At 40.0% G+C, this 17,043-nt stretch carries 14 protein-coding genes and 2 pseudogenes; 6 read left to right on the forward strand and 10 right to left on the reverse strand.

The features are described from left to right. Window positions 1–78: 78 nt before the first annotated feature. The 3 genes from ACRQV7_RS00770 to ACRQV7_RS00780 are packed head-to-tail and all read right to left on the reverse strand — an operon-like array spanning window position 79 to window position 4,075. A complete protein-coding gene (locus ACRQV7_RS00770; RefSeq protein ID WP_444659088.1) occupies window positions 79–1,692 on the reverse strand; it encodes an ATP-binding protein in 1,614 nt (537 codons plus the stop codon). 15 nt (window positions 1,693–1,707) lie between these two features. After that, window positions 1,708–2,154 carry an EcoRII N-terminal effector-binding domain-containing protein gene (locus ACRQV7_RS00775; RefSeq protein ID WP_444659089.1) on the reverse strand — a complete coding sequence of 149 codons (447 nt, stop codon included), beginning with the start codon at window positions 2,152–2,154 and terminating at the stop codon, window positions 1,708–1,710. Continuing rightward, window positions 2,147–4,075 (reverse strand): DEAD/DEAH box helicase, encoded by a 1,929-nt coding sequence (locus ACRQV7_RS00780; protein ID WP_444659090.1) that lies wholly within the window; start codon window positions 4,073–4,075, stop codon window positions 2,147–2,149. Before ACRQV7_RS00780 ends, ACRQV7_RS00775 begins: the two co-directional genes overlap by 8 nt. A 293-nt stretch (window positions 4,076–4,368) precedes the next feature. Between ACRQV7_RS00780 and dcm the strand changes: the two genes are divergently transcribed. From dcm to ACRQV7_RS00795, 3 genes are read left to right on the forward strand one after another with little or no spacing between them, the layout of a single operon-like run. Beyond that, window positions 4,369–5,511, forward strand: a complete 1,143-nt coding sequence (gene dcm, locus ACRQV7_RS00785) for a DNA (cytosine-5-)-methyltransferase (RefSeq protein WP_444659091.1) — start codon at window positions 4,369–4,371, stop codon at window positions 5,509–5,511. After that, entirely contained in the window at window positions 5,504–6,679 is a 1,176-nt protein-coding gene (locus tag ACRQV7_RS00790; protein WP_444659092.1) for a type II restriction endonuclease, read from the forward strand. Before dcm ends, ACRQV7_RS00790 begins: the two co-directional genes overlap by 8 nt. 2 nt (window positions 6,680–6,681) lie before the next feature. After that, complete coding sequence (locus ACRQV7_RS00795; protein WP_444660308.1) at window positions 6,682–7,134, forward strand: very short patch repair endonuclease; 453 nt, start codon at window positions 6,682–6,684, stop codon at window positions 7,132–7,134. A gap of 171 nt (window positions 7,135–7,305) precedes the next feature. On the opposite strand, the gene ACRQV7_RS00800 is transcribed toward ACRQV7_RS00795, so the two are convergent. Continuing rightward, the gene (locus ACRQV7_RS00800; RefSeq protein ID WP_444659093.1) at window positions 7,306–7,752 is read right to left on the reverse strand and encodes a hypothetical protein; all 447 of its coding nucleotides are present in this window, start codon (window positions 7,750–7,752) and stop codon (window positions 7,306–7,308) included. Between the two features lie 463 nt (window positions 7,753–8,215). Here ACRQV7_RS00800 and ACRQV7_RS00805 point away from each other — a divergent pair. Beyond that, window positions 8,216–9,405 (forward strand): annotated as a pseudogene (locus ACRQV7_RS00805) (IS256 family transposase). A 29-nt stretch (window positions 9,406–9,434) separates the two neighbouring features. Continuing rightward, window positions 9,435–9,683 (forward strand): hypothetical protein, encoded by a 249-nt coding sequence (locus ACRQV7_RS00810; protein ID WP_444659094.1) that lies wholly within the window; start codon window positions 9,435–9,437, stop codon window positions 9,681–9,683. A gap of 363 nt (window positions 9,684–10,046) precedes the next feature. On the opposite strand, the gene ACRQV7_RS00815 is transcribed toward ACRQV7_RS00810, so the two are convergent. From ACRQV7_RS00815 to ACRQV7_RS00825, 3 genes are all read right to left on the reverse strand, one after another. After that, entirely contained in the window at window positions 10,047–11,960 is a 1,914-nt protein-coding gene (locus ACRQV7_RS00815) for an ATP-binding protein (protein WP_444659095.1), read from the reverse strand. A gap of 79 nt (window positions 11,961–12,039) precedes the next feature. After that, window positions 12,040–12,504: a hypothetical protein gene (locus ACRQV7_RS00820; protein ID WP_444659096.1), complete on the reverse strand. Its 465-nt coding sequence runs from the start codon at window positions 12,502–12,504 to the stop codon at window positions 12,040–12,042. 30 nt (window positions 12,505–12,534) lie between these two features. Continuing rightward, window positions 12,535–13,470 (reverse strand): hypothetical protein, encoded by a 936-nt coding sequence (locus ACRQV7_RS00825; protein ID WP_444659097.1) that lies wholly within the window; start codon window positions 13,468–13,470, stop codon window positions 12,535–12,537. A 1,534-nt stretch (window positions 13,471–15,004) separates the two neighbouring features. On the opposite strand from ACRQV7_RS00825, the gene ACRQV7_RS00830 reads away from it, so the two are divergent. Further along, the gene (locus tag ACRQV7_RS00830; RefSeq protein WP_444659098.1) at window positions 15,005–15,220 is read left to right on the forward strand and encodes a hypothetical protein; all 216 of its coding nucleotides are present in this window, start codon (window positions 15,005–15,007) and stop codon (window positions 15,218–15,220) included. 178 nt (window positions 15,221–15,398) lie between these two features. Here ACRQV7_RS00830 and ACRQV7_RS00835 read toward each other — a convergent pair whose 3' ends face one another. The 3 genes and pseudogenes from ACRQV7_RS00835 to ACRQV7_RS00845 all read right to left on the reverse strand — a co-directional run bounded on the left by ACRQV7_RS00835 (window position 15,399) and on the right by ACRQV7_RS00845 (window position 17,017). Next, window positions 15,399–16,265, reverse strand: a complete 867-nt coding sequence (locus tag ACRQV7_RS00835; RefSeq protein ID WP_195198692.1) for a DUF1016 N-terminal domain-containing protein — start codon at window positions 16,263–16,265, stop codon at window positions 15,399–15,401. Between the two features lie 117 nt (window positions 16,266–16,382). Further along, a pseudogene (locus ACRQV7_RS00840) lies at window positions 16,383–16,739 on the reverse strand (hypothetical protein); the annotation flags it as partial. Further along, on the reverse strand, window positions 16,736–17,017 hold the full coding sequence (locus ACRQV7_RS00845; protein ID WP_195198690.1) for a DUF4314 domain-containing protein: 282 nt from the start codon (window positions 17,015–17,017) through the stop codon (window positions 16,736–16,738). The gene ACRQV7_RS00845 and the pseudogene ACRQV7_RS00840, both read right to left, overlap by 4 nt. Window positions 17,018–17,043 lie beyond the last annotated feature (26 nt).

Here is a 17,043-nt window from a genome sequence, read left to right on the forward strand (position 1 = left end):
ACAAATAACCGAAAATGGAATATCAAACATCTCTTCTAGTTTTTGCTTAATAGCCTGTTCGAAAAAAGAACATTTATCTCAGTCCTCATCAGAAATATCTGGATCTGGTAAATCTGCAACCAATTTTTTTAAGCATCTGGAAACAACTATTCGCATTTCTTCGTACTGCTCCTTAGTTTCTTCATTAAAGGTGGATAGTTCCGCCTCAGCTAATGCCCAAAGCAATGCATCCATTCCAGTAACAAGAACATTTTCAGACAAAACGGGATAATATATTTTTTGATAATAGGCATGTCCCATATTAATCTCAACAGAATGTTTACCATCTGTAATACATGGTTCCCATAACAATCCATCTTCCAAACTTTTTACAGGAATAACTCTATACTGTCCCGGTTTATCAGATTGATGAATAGTAATTCTGTGCTTGAATGTACCATTTTGATTAGTAACTTGGACTTCACCAGTTGTTTCGTTGGTCACCTCGACTTTTGCACCTTCAACACCTTTAGCCTTCTCATCGATGTTTCGATTGGAAGCGTCATGTGCATTTGCACCGGCTTGCTCAACAGCTTTTTTAGTACCTTTGCGATACCTTTCATCAGCAGCGCGACGTGGAGCAGGCATTATGGAATCTTTTATATAATTAAAGATCTCCTCATTTAGTAAGATCCTAGATTTTTTAATATCAACATGAAATGCTTCATCCAAGCTGTGATCAAAGGATAAATCTACCCGCAATAAGGTTCCATGAGGCTCCTTAGAGAACATCCCCATCCAATCACCATAATGGATAAGGCGATTTTCACGATAAACATAAAATCCTTGCATGTCATTAGAGACTCTAGCCTGTATGCCTGCCTGCGGTGTAGAAAACTCATCTCGACGGGGAATCAAATATGCTTTTATCATTAGCGTCGGAATTGAACTATTAGGCATTTCAATTTCCAATGGCTCTTGTACCAAAAGTACAGTATTTTTCTCTTCCAAACAAAAAGGATCCCATGGTTCAATTTTTGCTCCATTTAGTATAATGTTAACATTTTTTGTTCTGTTATCTTTGTTATCCAAGAACCTCTGATACACAAGTGAAATATGAAAAGTTAAAGATTCTTCAACTTTTTTAAATGCGTTTTTAGCAGCACCAGTATTTTTGTAATCATGTAGTAAACGATCAGTTTTTTTCCAAACGACAAGTGTTCCTGTACCATTACCTGTCGTTTTTTCTAAAAAATTGAGTTCATCATCAAGAATTTCAGGCTGGCGCAATTTCCAATCATGTGTTTCCGCAATATGGTCAAGGTCCCACTGAACCTTGTGGTATTGCATATCGCTACCTCTTGAAATAACAGACAAGTTCTTACAAAATGCGGTTGAAGCAGTTTTTAGACCAAGTCCAAATTTACCCAAACTGCTGGGGTCATTCCTTTTGTCTGAACCATATTTCATTGCATTCTTAAGTCCGGCATAATCCATACCGGTTCCATTATCTGCAATGTATACAGTTATTTCTCTCGCGGGATCCATTTGGAGTAAAATATCAATTGTTGATGCATTTGCTGAGATTGAATTATCAATTATATCAGCTACGGCTGTATTAAAATCATAGCCGGTATCGCGTAATCCTTCCATGACTCTTGCGGGATCAGGCGGCAAAATAATATCTTCTTTTTCAATATAAGCTTCATCCATGATATACACCTCATTTTAATAATGAATGACTTTCCAGCTGCTTCCGAGTACAATCCGTTTATTTATCTGTCCTTTTTCATTATGAATCTCCTTAACAACTGGTTGCGCCTGTCTTTTATAACATATAACGTCATTGTCATTTTCATGTGTTAACGTTATTGTATCTCCAGCTTTTAATCCATTTTCCCTAAAAAAAGCTGTCATACCTGTAAGACGATATTCATTCCTAGTACCCCCATAGAATTTACCATTATAATAAATGAAATTAAGTTTCCACGCTTTCCCGTTCTCATCATAGAAATACATGGATGTCCTTGGGTTCTTTTCATCCTTTCCTAACGTAGGGAAGAATCTAAGCACATCGCCACCTTTAGGAATCAACATTCCTGCTTGATGGCCGCCTGTTTCACCTGTGTCATTCAAGCTCAAATTTTTAGTTATGGATTTTGGCCGATTACTCATGCATTTTTCCTCCTGTCGGTGATAGCATCAGTGCTGAAAGGATATCATCTGTGTTTTCGTTTTCACCATTTGTACCAATAATAGCCGTATCGGATATGGTTCGTTTCAATTCAATTCGTTCATTTATTATCTGTTCGACGGTATTTTTATAAAATAACCTATAAACAAATACTTTTTTCGTCTGACCCCTGCGGTATGCTCTAGCGGAAGCCTGATCTTCAAGAGCGGGATTCCACTCCAAGTTATAATGAATAATCCTACTCGCCGCTGTAATGTTCAAACCTGTGCCAGCAGCACGTGGGTTTAATACTAATAGTGCCGACCCCGATATTTCACTGTAATTATCAACTATATCTTGTCTAATTGCAGGACTGGTTGATCCATTAATTGCCATTACCGGAATCATAAATCTTCGTGGGATATCTGAGAGCAAAATATCGAACATCTTATTAAATGAAGTAAAAAGTATGGCCTTTTCATCCATAGCTACAATTTCCGTGAGCAGTTCACATAGTCGTTCATATTTCGTACTTGATTCGCTTGGATCATTGGATAATTCATTATTTAATAGCCTGGGATGTGTGCAAAACATTCGTAATTTTTGTATCATCGGCAAAGCTGCTTGCTTTCCACCCATCTGCTGCATAATTTGTTCGCGGATATTTTCGTACTTTAGGGCCTCAACCTCATTCATCTGAATGATTTGTGGAATATCAATTCGTTCAGGTAGATCATTTGCTACATCTGCGACTCTGCGACGCAACATTAAGGGGGATAAAACCGGTTCCAATAGTTTTGCACCGGAAACATCATCGGAAATTTTATCACTAAATATTTCAAGAGTACCCAATGTGCTTGGTGCTATGAAATCAACAAGTGACCAAATATCTGTTACATGGTTTTCAAATGGGGTACCAGTAACTGCAATTCCAACATTACAGGGAATATTCTTCACTGATTGAGTACGAGCAGCTTCCGGGTTCTTGATATTTTGCGCTTCATCAAGTACTAACAGATCCCAATGAATCATATGCAGAAGTGACTGGTCACTACTGGCCGTATTATATGAAATTATAACGGCATCATAGTCCAGTAACTCGGTATATCTTCCAGTTCTCAAAGGCCCATGATGAACTAATACTGATAATCCTTTTGTAAATTTTGCAAATTCTCGTTTCCAGTTTTCTAAAAGAGATACTGGTGTTATAATTAGCGATGGTGTTGTTGACGGGCCGTTACGAGATGCAATTAAAGTGATAATCTGCAGGGTTTTACCAAGACCCATCTCATCAGCAAGAATGCATCCACATTTCTCAGAAATTATATATCGCATCCATAAGAAACCGGTTTTTTGATATGGATATAATTTTGCAGTTAAACATTCCGGCAATGAAGAGGCGTCTTCATCTATTGGATGATTGTCTAACATTTCTCTTGCCTCATCATAAACGGGTACATTGCGATGTCGATCAACATTCTGGAGCAACTTAATATATTGTAAGAGCGAAATATCCCCACAATTGGTGATCTGGGATTCATTTAGCAATGCAATAAAATCTGAAAAATTATCCGTTAAAAAAAACCATTCATTGTTAAAGATAATATGGTCACGCAACATTTCCACAGGCGCAATTAAATCAATTTTATTATTGTGACGTTCGACATAAAACTGAATTTGTATTTTTCTTAAGTGCCTGTCAAAATCAATATAAATTTTGATTCTCTCACCTATTTGTGAAAATTTAAGAGATGGGAATACTTTTGCTGGTGAATCACAATTTGTTGGGCTCTGAGGCTGTAATTGTTCTTGATTGCCATATAAGTATGCATATATTTCAACCGCAGATGGATAATATATGGCTGTTTTATCCGATTTCTCCAAGGCTAACATCGTGCCTTGTATTTCCCAATTCCACTGCATAAGTTAGCCTCCTTTATTTTTCTGATTATTAAAATTCTATAATTTTTTTAATTATACCATTTATTGCTACAAAACCCAAGTAATTGTAAGCATTTTCGATGAATTAATTCTCTGATAAAATCATTGCTGTCGATTCAATAGCTAAGATCGATAATAATGGTACAGCTTCCTTTTCTGAGTAATATTTTCTGGGACAAATCAGGTACATAAAATCACCCAGATATTGAAAAAAAAATTATAAAGATATATAATGGGAAAAACATGGTACAAAATTTTACCCAGGAGTGATCAGGTTGCCAAAACAGATTCATATACGACTTGATGATAGGATTCATCTTTCACTATTAGAATATTCAAGGGTAACAGGTAAAACCATTCAGGACTGCATAACAGACGCGCTTGTTCAATCGTTTGATGATAAATACAGGGAAAAGCGGCGTGGAACTGCTAAATTTACCTTTATTGACCTTTTTGCTGGTATAGGCGGAATGCGTTTAGCTTTTGAAGCCAATGGCGGGCAGTGTGTATTTTCCTGTGAATGGGATAGGTACTGTCAGAAGACCTATTTTGACAATTTTGGTGTGATGCCTTATGGAGATATCCGAAAAATCTATGAAAAAGATATTCCCAATCATGATATTCTGGTAGCGGGATTTCCCTGCCAGCCTTTTTCCATAGCAGGCGTATCCAAGAAAAACAGTCTGGGAAGGGCCACAGGATTTTTGGATAAAACACAGGGTACGTTATTTTTTGAAGTGGTTCGTATTTTAAATGAAAAACGGCCACGCGCATTTTTATTGGAAAATGTAAAAAACCTTAAAAGCCATGATAAAGGCCGGACTTGGAAAATCATTATGGAATCGCTGGAAAAACTGGACTATGAAGTATTCACAGATATTCTCGATGGTCAAATGTTCGTGCCTCAGCATAGGGAAAGAGTCTTTATCGTCGGTTTCGATCGTAAACGGTATGGAAATGACGTCACTTTCGATTTCAATCTTCAAAAGCCGAAAAACGAGCCTGTCCTTAGTAATATTCTGGAAAAAAGAGTAGATCGAAAATATACGTTATCCGACCATCTATGGAAATACCTTCAGGAATATGCTACGAAACAAAAGGCAAAGGGAAATGGATTCGGGTATGGGTTGGTCGATAAAAAAGGAATTACCCGGACTTTAAGTGCCAGATACTATAAGGATGGTTCCGAAATTCTCATTCCGCAGGAAGGTGAAAATCCGAGACGACTTACTCCAAGAGAATGTGCCCGACTTCAAGGATATAGTGATGAATATGCTATTACTGTTTCGGATACACAGGCATATAAACAATTTGGGAATTCGGTGGTAGTTCCGTTGGTTACTGCTGTTGCTAATATGATAGTTGAAAAGATGGAAGATATGAAAGAAATAGACATCAGGAGGGAGAATATTGGATAGTATATCAAATACATTAAAGGCAATTGAAACCGTAAATAACGGACAAATCTCCTACTGCAAATTCTTGTCTGCAAATGATACAGGAGATACTGGAGCACATCAGGCAGGAATATATATAACAAAAAACGCTGTTCCTATTTTATTTAAAAATCCGGGAAGGAAAGGTGAAAATAAAGAGAAATTCGTCAAAATTAAATGGCAAGATGATTTTTCTACAGACAGTCGCTTTATTTATTACGGAAAGGGAACCAGAAATGAGTACCGTGTCACCCGATTTAATAGGGGATTCCCCTATCTGCGGACTGAACATACCGGAGACTTGTTCGTACTTGTAAAACTGTCTGATGAAGATTATTCCGGATTTGTTCTGGAGACCGAAGACGAAATCAATGAATTTCTAAATGCCTTTAGCATGAGTCCTGCAGATACCGGCACCATTATTCAAAAAGCTTACGTTAAATCCGAAACGAGAACAGATCTTGCCATGATGCAGTTCATTGAAACATTGACATCTGAGTTCCCGCCTTCTAAGGAAATGTCCGCAACTGCCCGAAAAATATACAATGTGGTTTATGATCACGAAGAGAATATCGTTCTAAACCCGGACAGGCAACTCATTTCGTGGGTAGAGATGGAATATCACCTGTTCAGAAAAATCGAGTATGTCCGGTATGGAAATAGAATTTCCAAAGGGTTCAGTTCTGTAGACCAATTTATTGAAATCGCCAATGCGGTGCTAAATCGAAGAAAAAGCCGCGCTGGAAAATCGTTAGAGCATCACCTTTCTGCTGTGTTCGATGGGAATTCCATAAAATATGTAGCCCAGCCGACTACTGAAGGTAACAAACGCCCGGATTTTATTTTTCCAAATGCAGAGGCTTACCATAACCTTTCTTATTCCTCCGATGAACTTGTTTTTCTGGGAGCAAAGACAACATGCAAGGATCGCTGGCGTCAAATTATCAGTGAAGCTGACAGAATCGAAACGAAGCATCTGTTTACCCTTCAACAGGGGATTTCGGCTCAGCAGATGGAAGAAATGGAAGAGGCCAAAGTAATTCTTGTGGTACCGGAGCCTTATATTGGAACTTATCCGAAAGAGAAAAGAAGCTCCATATGGACTCTAAAAAAATTTATAGAATATATAAAAGAAAAGACAAATGCATAATTATGGACATAAAATCTTCAGAAGAACGTAGTCGCAAAATGGCAAAGATCAAAAATTCCAAGACAAAGCCTGAAATGTACATCCGCACCCTGCTATTTCATCACGGATTGAGATATAGGGTAAATTATGCAGCCTGTTATGGAAAACCGGATCTGTATTTCATCAGACATAGGGTAGCCGTATTCGTAAACGGGTGCTACTGGCATCGCCATAAAGGATGTAAATATGCATACACACCCAAGTCAAATGTTGACTTTTGGTTAAAAAAGCTGGAAGGGAATCGAAAACATGATATTGAAGTTACGAATAAATTAATAGAGCAGCATATTCGAGTGTTGATTATTTGGGAATGTACAGCTAAAAAGATGTCAAAGATTCCATCTCTGGAAGAGGAATATTTAAACAAAATATTTCGGTTTATTGATGATGAGCGTCAGGAATTTCTTGAACTATAGTATTGTCTACGAGGAGGCTACTCATTTGTAAAATCCCATTCTCCTCCTTTTTACCAACTGTAGGGAAATATCCCTGCTGAAAGTGATCAAATTTATAAAATTACAAATATTTAGAGTTAGGCACTCAGAAATGGGCGCCTAAATATTTTTGGACCATGAATATAGAGAGACTTATTTTACCTCAAGTATTTTAATTGTATAACGTTCTTCATCAAGCTCTGCTATGACGGTTCGATTTTCTGCAAACTCTTTAAATTGGTCATAGACTTTCTTCAATCCATTGATCCGCCCTTTTTGATTTGGATATTTCTCCAATTTTGGAACACTGCACTCAAACGATAAACCTTTATATTCTATCGTTATTATGCTGCCCTTGTTTAAGGCTTGCGATATCGACGAGTTAGTAGGAAAACGTAGCAATCCATATTTTATGTCATTAGGGGTGATTACAGATTGTGCTATTGTTTTTTCAGCAGATTCAACGATATTTTCATCTGATAATTTCATGGATAATACCGTTTTTACAAGTTCCATCTTCTTTTCGAGTTCTTTTTGTTCTTTTTTAAGTTCCTCAGCATCCATTCCTGCAACATACCGGATATAATCAGATGGATTCATAAACATCGGCCTCCTTAATATTAAATTCTTCTTTTAGTATTGCATAAAATATTTGATTTGTCAATGAATAGTTAAATAAAAGTTATAACTAAGGTTATGACTATAACTATTTATGCCTGGTGCTCGGAAAGGAACCTTTCATGTTTCGAAAGGAGTTATACAATATGCTCATGTACAATGTAAAAAATGTTGAACGACCGCCCCAAAACATGTCAAGACCTACAATGAATATTCGCAGACTCTGACGCGTAGAAACAGAAGTCAACAAAATGGCGTCCGGATTTCCGGACGCCATTTGTGTCAGCAATAGTGGCGTCCAACAGAAAGGTTATGAAAGGGTTATCCGATCATGATAAGGTACAATAAGTTGCGCAAATTGAAAAAGGCAAAAAAGGAGACAAGGTTTGCAGGTCTCTGATAGAATGAAGTTGCGAGACAGCATTCTGAAAGGAGACAGCAAACCATGTCTGAAAAAATTGTACAGTTAAATGAGGAAGTAATCAAGGAGCAAATCAAGGAATTAGTTCGCGGCAGCGTGGAAGAAACCCTGAACGGGTTACTGGAAGAGGAAGCGAAGAAGCTTACACAGGCGGCAAAATACGAGCGGAATGAAGTCCGTCAGGGATACCGTAGCGGGCATTACAGCCGAAATTTGACTACAACATCCGGAGACGCCACGCTTCAGGTTCCACGGCTTAAGGGAATCTCATTTGAAACAGCGATCATCGAACGCTACCGTCGCCGGGAAAGCTCGGTAGAAGAAGCCCTGATTGAGATGTATCTGGCCGGCGTTTCTGTTCGCCGGGTAGAAGATATCACAGAAGCCCTTTGGGGAAGCAAGGTATCCCCGGCCACCATCAGTGAGCTGAACAAAAAAGCGTATGTCCACATTGAAGACTGGCGCAACCGCCCCTTACAAGGTGGAAAATATCCGTACGTTTACGTGGATGGGATCTATCTTCGCCGGAACTGGGGCGGTGAATACGAGAATGTCAGCATTCTGGTTGCAATCGCCGTTAATGAGGACGGCTACCGGGAAGTGCTGGGTGCTGCCGAGGGCATGAAAGAAGACAAAGCCAGTTGGATCAGCTTCTTCCAATGGCTGAAAAGACGGGGCTGGACGGCGTGAAACTCATTGTGGGAGACAAGTGTCTCGGCATGCTGGAAGCCGTCGGAGAAGTCTATCCGCAAGCCAAATATCAACGGTGTGTTGTTCACTTCTACCGCAATGTGTTCTCGGTTGTTCCCCGTTCCAAAGTAAAACTGGTGTCCAAAATGCTCAAGGCGATCCACGCCCAGGAGAGCAAAGCTGCGGCTCTGGCAAAAGCAAGGGACGTTGTAGACGCTCTGCGCTCAATGAAGCTGAAAGAGGCGGCAAAAAAGGTAGAGGACAGCGTAGAAGAAACCCTGACCTACACGGCCTTCCCCTTCGAACACTGGACCAGAATCCGGACGAACAATGTCATTGAACGCCTGAACAGAGAAATCCGCAGGCGGACTCGCGTAGTCGGTTCTTTCCCTGATGGGAACTCCGCCTTGATGCTGGTTTGTGCAAGGCTCCGGCATGTGGCGGGTACCCAATGGGGAAACAAGAAATATATGAATATGAAGCATCTCGAAGCAATTCCGGACAACGCCGATATTGCCGGGTAACATCGTTCCGTCAGAACCTGCAAACTAATTTGCGCATAAATCTTGACACTACCCCGATCATGATGCTGGACGGCATGGCGGTTGGGAAAATGACAGTGATCGCGGCCATGGGAATCAGTCGTAATGGGCAAAAGCAGATGCTGGGACTTTCCACCGGAGGGACCGGGAATCAGGAGGCCGTCAAGGAACTACTGGCTGGTCTGCTGGACTGGGAACTGACGCCGGATGTGACGAGCCTGTTTATCCTGGATGGCACGAGGTCTTGCACAAAGCGGTGATCGACACCTTCGGAAAATACGCTTTTATCCAACGATGCTGAGTACATAAGAAGCTCAATGTAAGGGGCCAGCTTCCAAAATCTGAGCAGGCCAACGTCAGTCTGGAGTTCGTTCTCAAGGGCTTATCTGGAACATGACTACGAGAAGACCCACAAAGGTGCGGGGATGCATTGCCGATGATCTGTAACGGTATCCAAAGACCAGGAAGGGCTGGAGGAGACCTTGACTGACAGTCCAGCGCCTCAAGATCCTCGTCCTGCTCTGCCGGACTCTCTTCCAGCACCAACGTGATGGAATCAGCTAACCCGGTTGCTGCTTCCGTCATCCAGCTTGTCAAGCATTATTTAGAGTATGACAACCTTCCTATTCTGCTAATTCTAATTGTTTAGGTTCTCCCAAGATTTCTTCTAAATAATCTTTTGCACTTAATTCATGATATCTAACAGTTAGTTTATCCTTTAAGTTGAACAATCGCTTACCTGCCGTTTGAACAAGCTGACGATATGTATAGGCATAAACTTCTCCATAATCTTCTTGTGTTTTTTTTGTGCTAATAGCAGAAGATACAGAATCTCCAACAACAAACGCTTTGATTTTTGGATGGCAATTCAGTTTGTTCCCCTTATATATAGAGTCAATATACTCTTCTGCTTGATTCATTTCTTGTCGTCCGATAGTAAAGCCGCCCTTTTTGAGCTCGATAATTAGTATTTTATTGATCATAAATACTTCATTTTCATCAACATCTTCAGTGCATGTTGCGCTAAGTGTAAAATCGCTTCCCAACGTTAGATCCGGACGTTTTGACCAATTTACAGAAACATTTTCTTTACGTTGACTCATTAGAAGTGATTGTAGCACAGTAGTGAGTGTCTTATTAAATGTGTAATTGGGATTGTCATATTCAATACCAAATAGCCATTTTGCTTGACTAACAAGGGGATGTAAAACATGTAATTCGTCAGTGGTAGAGTCTCCACTAAGTTGCTCGATAGCACATATGACTTTTAGTCTTTGATCGATTTCATCTAAAACATCTTTAACATCTGTTATCGACCATTCATCCAAGATATCATTTAAAGCGTCAACATCCTCAACGTCCATTTTAGATAGCTTGCTTAGCAAAGATATTCCATTTCGAGATTGAAGCACAGATATCAAGGCATTTATAACAATATCAAGCTCATCTGTATCTATCTCAGGCCTTTGCCCAAGATAATTCTCAAAGAATCCTTTTAGATCATAAAGTGAAGGAATAGATAATGTCTCGATTTTGGAGATATTCTTCCGAATAACATCTTTTCTTACTTCACTGACTTTTCCTTTATAATATTCAACACGAAATTCACGTGTATATTGTATAACAACAGCAAAGGTCTCATTAACCAGTTCAGTGTTCACAAAATGAGACCAATCATAAAATACATCATTAATTAGGCAATCCGCTTGTACCACAATTAAATGATGAAGAGCAAACTTCCGGCGAGCATCCTCTACTCGCACACTGCCAATATTCCAAGAAGGATTTCCAACCAATCTTTTACCAGCCCAGAATGCAACTCCATTTGCAGCAGTAGTCTTTTCACCATCTGGAATCTGATAGATCGAAATTTTGATTGTCTTTCCACCTTTTAATGTTAAGATTTCCTGTTTAATGGGCTCGATATTTGTCTGAAATTCAATTTTTTCTCCATCTACGAAAACTGAAAATTCCGGGTCAAACAAAAACCGATACCCTAGTGTTTTAATTACATCACTCTTAACAGGGATCTTCTTTATAGCCTTTACAATAAGTTTTGTTCCATGATTGCTTCTTTTATCTGTGCTATGTTCTAAAACAGAAAACGCAGATTCCCCGCCATCAATGCTAATGGCATAACGGTTACATATCCCATCCTGCCAAGTCTCAATACAATATTTGTCATCAAAACAAAGCATTGAGTGACGTCCGACCCCATTCCGGCCATATGCCAGCCTCTTTGCATGGCCTTTAGAGGATAAATATTCTACATATTCACCCTGATGAGCGACACGATTGTATGCAATCACCATCCAGCGTTGTTGAAATTCTTTTTCTGTCATGCCGGTTCCATTATCTTCGATAATAAGTTCGTCTCCTTTCTTATTGGGCAGAGTAATAAAAACCTTTGTTGCACCCGCATCCCAAGAGTTTGCAACTAATTCTGAAAAAGCAATTGAAACGTCTGATACAACACTTGAATATGTGCGCTCAATGAAGTCTTTTTCAAACTTTGATTTCTGCAAAATTTCGCTCATTCTGTAACCTCCAATGGACTTTATTACAGCTGACACATGTTTGTATTAGAGAACATAGATAATAATGATATTATAGATTTCAATTTTTATCATTTTTCATTCTCGAAAGAATAAATATCAATTGCTTAATGCACCAAGAAAAAAACACAATACCTACAATTAGTGTTATCACCTCAATATAAACCAAAACCTGTTGAAGTGTTATACTAACGCGACAACTTAATAAAATAAATGCAGATATTATTGTAACCACGTTGGATATCATACCAGTAAAAGCAGAACGATACAAATTGTCTAGATAATTATTATCCCATAATCTTTTAATGCGCTCTTTATCTATGGCCGAAATCAAGATGCTAATTCCCGTAAACAAAAATCCCGCAATTATTGCAGACATAGAGATTGCATTATATTGGAAATCACTATTTTGTGATAATATTTTATCTATATCAATCACTGAGTATTTAACTAAGAAAATGGATGCGATAGTTGTTATAATTAACGTTGTTGCTAATTTAATCCAATTTTTTATATTAATCACCAATCGCATCTCCCCATAGATATAATGAAATGATCAGATGTATTTCAATAATTCATCTTTATTAGAAATATATGTATTTCTTAATGCCGCTTTAAAGTCATCTTCCAATAAAACAGAATGATCTTCTCCTCCGAGAGTTACTGTTTTCGTAAAATTATATTGAAGCAAGTCATATGTTTGCGAAGACTCGTTAAGATTCTTTGCATTGACAGTGAGTCCTCTTAAATTATTTCCAAACTTATTTTTTATAGTTGCAATCAATTCAGCCAATTTTCCGCTCGACTGAAAAATATTTTTATTTCGAGTTGCCACAAGTTTATATGTCGCTGTCCTTGTTTTCACATTTCTCAGTGCATCAAAATCATTGGATGATAAGCCAATAGTATCACTTAGAACTTCGTCGTTAGGAACTGCTACTGTCAGAGAAAGTTTACTGATAATATTCTTTTGCACAAGTGTTTGAAGAATGTCATTAGTCATAATAGCAGCTAATTTAGCATAGACATTTTCTTCGTGCAAAAACTTATCGAACAATCCTCTAACAGCTGATATTCTTGGAGCGCCATTAATGCCAATATAACTGACAATTCCAGTTTCAAAATCTATCAAGCAGAAAGTGTATAATTCTAATAATTGTGTAGCCGACATCGGAACATCTTCAGTTTCTAATGTATTTTTATCACGCAAAGCAACCGTATTTGCATAATTTTGCTGTCCAATTTTAGCAAATGCAAGATGATCGGTATACTCTATAATTTCGATGACATAATTGCTGTATGTTGTATCAACATCGACGGCTTTATTCCCATTTTCCAGTTCAAGCATTTTTTTATCATATATTTTTTTGAAATATTCTTCAATTTCTTCGTTGCTCAGTGGCATAATCTGAGTAGTATTGCGCTCTTTAATAAAAGTTTGCTTTTCCAAAGACAGATAATAAAAGGAAACTTTTCTTTTTTGGTTTGCCATTATGTTGTCCTCCCTATATTTCCATCAGCTTTTTGGTCTAGTATAAGTAGATTATTATAGCTTCGGCCATTTTGGTGTAGTTTCAAGCCGCTTTCATTTTATCAAAATAAGCTTTCAAACCGGAATCTAAATCACCCTGTTGTAATAATTCCTCTCCATTAATATATGCACCATTAAGTAGCAGCATATAATCCATTTTTATCACAATATTTCGGTAACAATTTGAAAGCAAGATACGACAGTCAATGAAGTCCCATTTAGGTTTAATACACATCCTTATGTGTAGCTGCAATAGAAGAAAACTTTTGGTCGATCATGCGAGAAATACTTACTGCACTAAATCTATTTCTGTGTATACAGCCTTATAGGCTCCCAATAATGTCCTTTAAGTTATGTCCTTCAATTTATTGTAAATACTTTCTAATTTAGTTTCATTATATTCCATATTCCTATTAAATTCAACATATTTTCAGCAGATACCAAAGTAGCTCGGCCGGGAGCGATGCTGTATTAGCGCGCACTGAATTTATTACGCCACAAATTTGCTTGTAGGAAAAATCCTCTGAAACCCCTATCATTTGCTGTACTGACGGAAAGGAACTGAAAGCCTGCCATAAAATTTTTCAACGTCCAGACGTTAAAGGATCACATTGGTACAAGATCGCTGAGTACAGATGACATCTGAATCTCCCAGTTAAAATTGTCGCTTTTCCTGTTTATCCACATATCTATGAAATTCTGAGGGGTCCAAGTAAATCTTAACCAGTTTGTTCGCAGAGTCAAAGATGAACGGCTCCATATGTTTATTTACGTATGCTGTTTCATAGAGGGTGCTGTCATCCTTACGTCAGCGCAGAACTTTCTGTAGTCCTGAACTCAGATCGGAAAAGTGGAGCGGGCGTACCATGGTAAACTCCATTCTAACCAAAGAAATTGCGCAGGTCGCTATGATTGTCCTCCGCAATAGGGATGATCATCTTTTTGTCCTTTTCGGTGGGCATATAGTAGTTCAGATCTGTCCATACGCCACCGATTCTGGCCTCAAGGAATTGCTATAATCAATTGATATGTTACCTGCCTCCTTGCCGATCCAAGTGGACCACAATACCATTTAGCATGATACGGAAAAGTCTGATGAAGGCAACCGTTTTGTTGCTTTCATATTTGAGTCCATTTAAATGAAGTGGACTTCCATGAGTAAAGCTTTTACTTTTTGCAGAGATTCGTGAATAACCGCCCTGTTTATTAAGTAAAGAGAGAAAAACAAAACCTCTCTTCGGTACCTTGACAAGTCCATAGCCGGATCCGGGAGTTATACGGGTTTGAGGGACAGTATGCTATAACATCCACACGGACGAGCGTACCCACCAATCAAATCGCGCACAGCGCAGCCCGAGGAAACGAGTATACGCGGTGCAACGAAAGCGGCGCAGGAAATGGCCCGGAAGCCGAGCGTTTATTAATCATCCAGAAGACTTAAGAAACACGGTCTTTTGCATAAAAAGGAGGGATTTGTATAGCTGAGGGTGTGGATATGAAGCGCATTCAGCTCTGGCTGGGGCACAGCAATTTTTCCACTACTGCCGACATTTACGCCCACCTGGACTTTGCGAGCAAAAGAGAAACCGGAGCTGTAATAGGCAGTTTGTTGGATGGTTCGCTTGAAGGGGACGGAACGACGGACAAAACAAAGCGTGGTATTCCAGGTGAAGGGCCCGAGATTCAAATTATGAAAGAAGCAAAAGCGTAGGAAAACAGCCATGGAAGGATGCTTCCATGGCTGACGTTGTGGACACCGTGGAAAAAAGATTTCTTATCTTTCTCCAAAGAGAGCGCCAAATTCTCAAAATAAATCGGATTCTCCGCAGGCAATGACCAATTTTATGATGCCACAAATCCTCAACCTTTTCATGGCCGTGTTCAAATAATTATGCGGCTGTTTTGGTTTGGTATACTTTCCATTGATAATTCCTGCCCTGCTTTCTGATGAAAGGCGGCGGGAGCTTCTTCGGTTGAACCATATCGGGCGGCGGCTTCAAATAAATGATTTGTTCCTGCGCTGATGTTTTTGATGAAATGGGACGTTTCGGAAACGAATAATCCTGCCAGCATGAAATGGACTGTTTTCGCATATTTTTCATTCTTCTGCCGGTTGGAAGCATTGCGAGGATTTTGCTATAGCCGCTATCATTGTTTCGGTGCAGAGCATTCCCTTGGCGGGGAGGCTCACACGCTGTCACAAACGGCTCACACACCGTTCCAACGGACGCAGTAGTGTCTACTGCTTCATCGATGCGGCTATCGCTTACAGGGGCAAAGCTGGGTTCCATATTCGTGGCGTAATTTTCTGTATGCATAGCTTCAGCAAGGGCATCCTCCTGAATGGCTTTCATGAGCGCCAGCTTGGAAAGGTTCCGTTCTGCCGCAAGGTCAATATAAAACGAACGCTGCTCATCGGTTTCACAGCATTCCAGTATCACGGCGTTCTGTGTCCAGCCAAGGGACTGTGCCCTTTCCATAAGAACCGGGTTGTTTTCATAAGTGCGGTAAAAATCACGCATCCTGCGGAGATTACGAAGAGAGAAGCCTTTCAGCGATGGAAATTGGTCAGCAAGCATTTCAGCCAAATGTGGGATAAATGCTTTTTCTCCCTGACGGCAGATACATTGACCGATCCGTGTATAAAGCTCCAGCAGTGCCCGATTGCAGGGCTTCTCGTCTTTTTTATAGCATTCAGCTACCGCAGAGGCAACCTGTTCCAGATACAGGGCACTGTTCTTTTTCAATGCTTTCATAGACTTCTCCTTTCCGGCTCCGTGGGAGCCTGTTTTTTTATGTACCCGGCAGAGCAAGCTCCGCCGGTGAAATGCTTGGAATTGTTAGTAGCTTTGTTTCATTTCAAGGCCGCCGTCCTGTTGTGCAGTTGCTTCATCCATATGAACGCCCAGCCGGTTGGGAAGATAATCACTCAGCCAAGTGCCGCCGAAGGCACTGTGTGACTGCAAACGCCATATGGCGAGCTTTCCCATATGCAAATCCACATTTTCCACGGAAAATAGCAGATTGGTGCAGCCGTCATGCTCAAAAGCGAAAACCTCCTTGAAGGTATCGCCGTTTAGCAGGATACCTTCCTGTGTCAGCAGCTCGTTGATGCCGTTTACCCATTCTGAAAGCTCCCCGCCGCAGCCTTGAAGAATCAATCCTTCACGGTCTGTCATGGCGCGAAGCTCATCTGTCGTAATTCGTTTCACGGTATGGCCTCCCTTCATTCCATTTTCATGCCGAACTGCTGAGTAGGACTTTCCTCCGGCTCAGACGGTGCCGGACGTGAAAGCACTGAGAAGCCGTCCTCGCCGGGAACGACACCGAGGGTGCGTCCGTTGTCAAAGGTGCAGTGAAGCGTGCCGATGTCATCCACAAAATTTACCGTCCCTTCCGTACCCGGCGCAATGGGGGCGTATGGGTCCTCCATGCTGTTCAGGCGGATACGGGTTCCGCTGGGATACCGCTCCTTCATCCGCTGTGCTTTTTGGTAATCAAAAAACATTTTCATTCCTCCTGATTCAAATTTTC

This window comes from Caproiciproducens lactatisolvens (assembly GCF_052443335.1).
Lineage (GTDB): Bacteria > Bacillota > Clostridia > Oscillospirales > Acutalibacteraceae > Caproiciproducens.

What these genes read in the sequence shown, in the direction of transcription:
- ACRQV7_RS00770 (WP_444659088.1), bottom strand. Translation starts at nt 1,692, where the DNA reads ATGGATGAAGCTTATATTGAAAAAGAAGATATTATTTTGCCGCCTGAT.
- ACRQV7_RS00775 (WP_444659089.1), bottom strand. Translation starts at nt 2,154, where the DNA reads ATGAGTAATCGGCCAAAATCCATAACTAAAAATTTGAGCTTGAATGAC.
- ACRQV7_RS00780 (WP_444659090.1), bottom strand. Translation starts at nt 4,075, where the DNA reads ATGCAGTGGAATTGGGAAATACAAGGCACGATGTTAGCCTTGGAGAAA.
- ACRQV7_RS00795 (WP_444660308.1), top strand. Translation starts at nt 6,682, where the DNA reads ATGGACATAAAATCTTCAGAAGAACGTAGTCGCAAAATGGCAAAGATC.
- ACRQV7_RS00800 (WP_444659093.1), bottom strand. Translation starts at nt 7,752, where the DNA reads ATGAATCCATCTGATTATATCCGGTATGTTGCAGGAATGGATGCTGAG.
- ACRQV7_RS00815 (WP_444659095.1), bottom strand. Translation starts at nt 11,960, where the DNA reads ATGAGCGAAATTTTGCAGAAATCAAAGTTTGAAAAAGACTTCATTGAG.
- ACRQV7_RS00825 (WP_444659097.1), bottom strand. Translation starts at nt 13,470, where the DNA reads ATGGCAAACCAAAAAAGAAAAGTTTCCTTTTATTATCTGTCTTTGGAA.
- ACRQV7_RS00830 (WP_444659098.1), top strand. Translation starts at nt 15,005, where the DNA reads ATGAAGCGCATTCAGCTCTGGCTGGGGCACAGCAATTTTTCCACTACT.
- ACRQV7_RS00835 (WP_195198692.1), bottom strand. Translation starts at nt 16,265, where the DNA reads ATGAAAGCATTGAAAAAGAACAGTGCCCTGTATCTGGAACAGGTTGCC.
- ACRQV7_RS00845 (WP_195198690.1), bottom strand. Translation starts at nt 17,017, where the DNA reads ATGTTTTTTGATTACCAAAAAGCACAGCGGATGAAGGAGCGGTATCCC.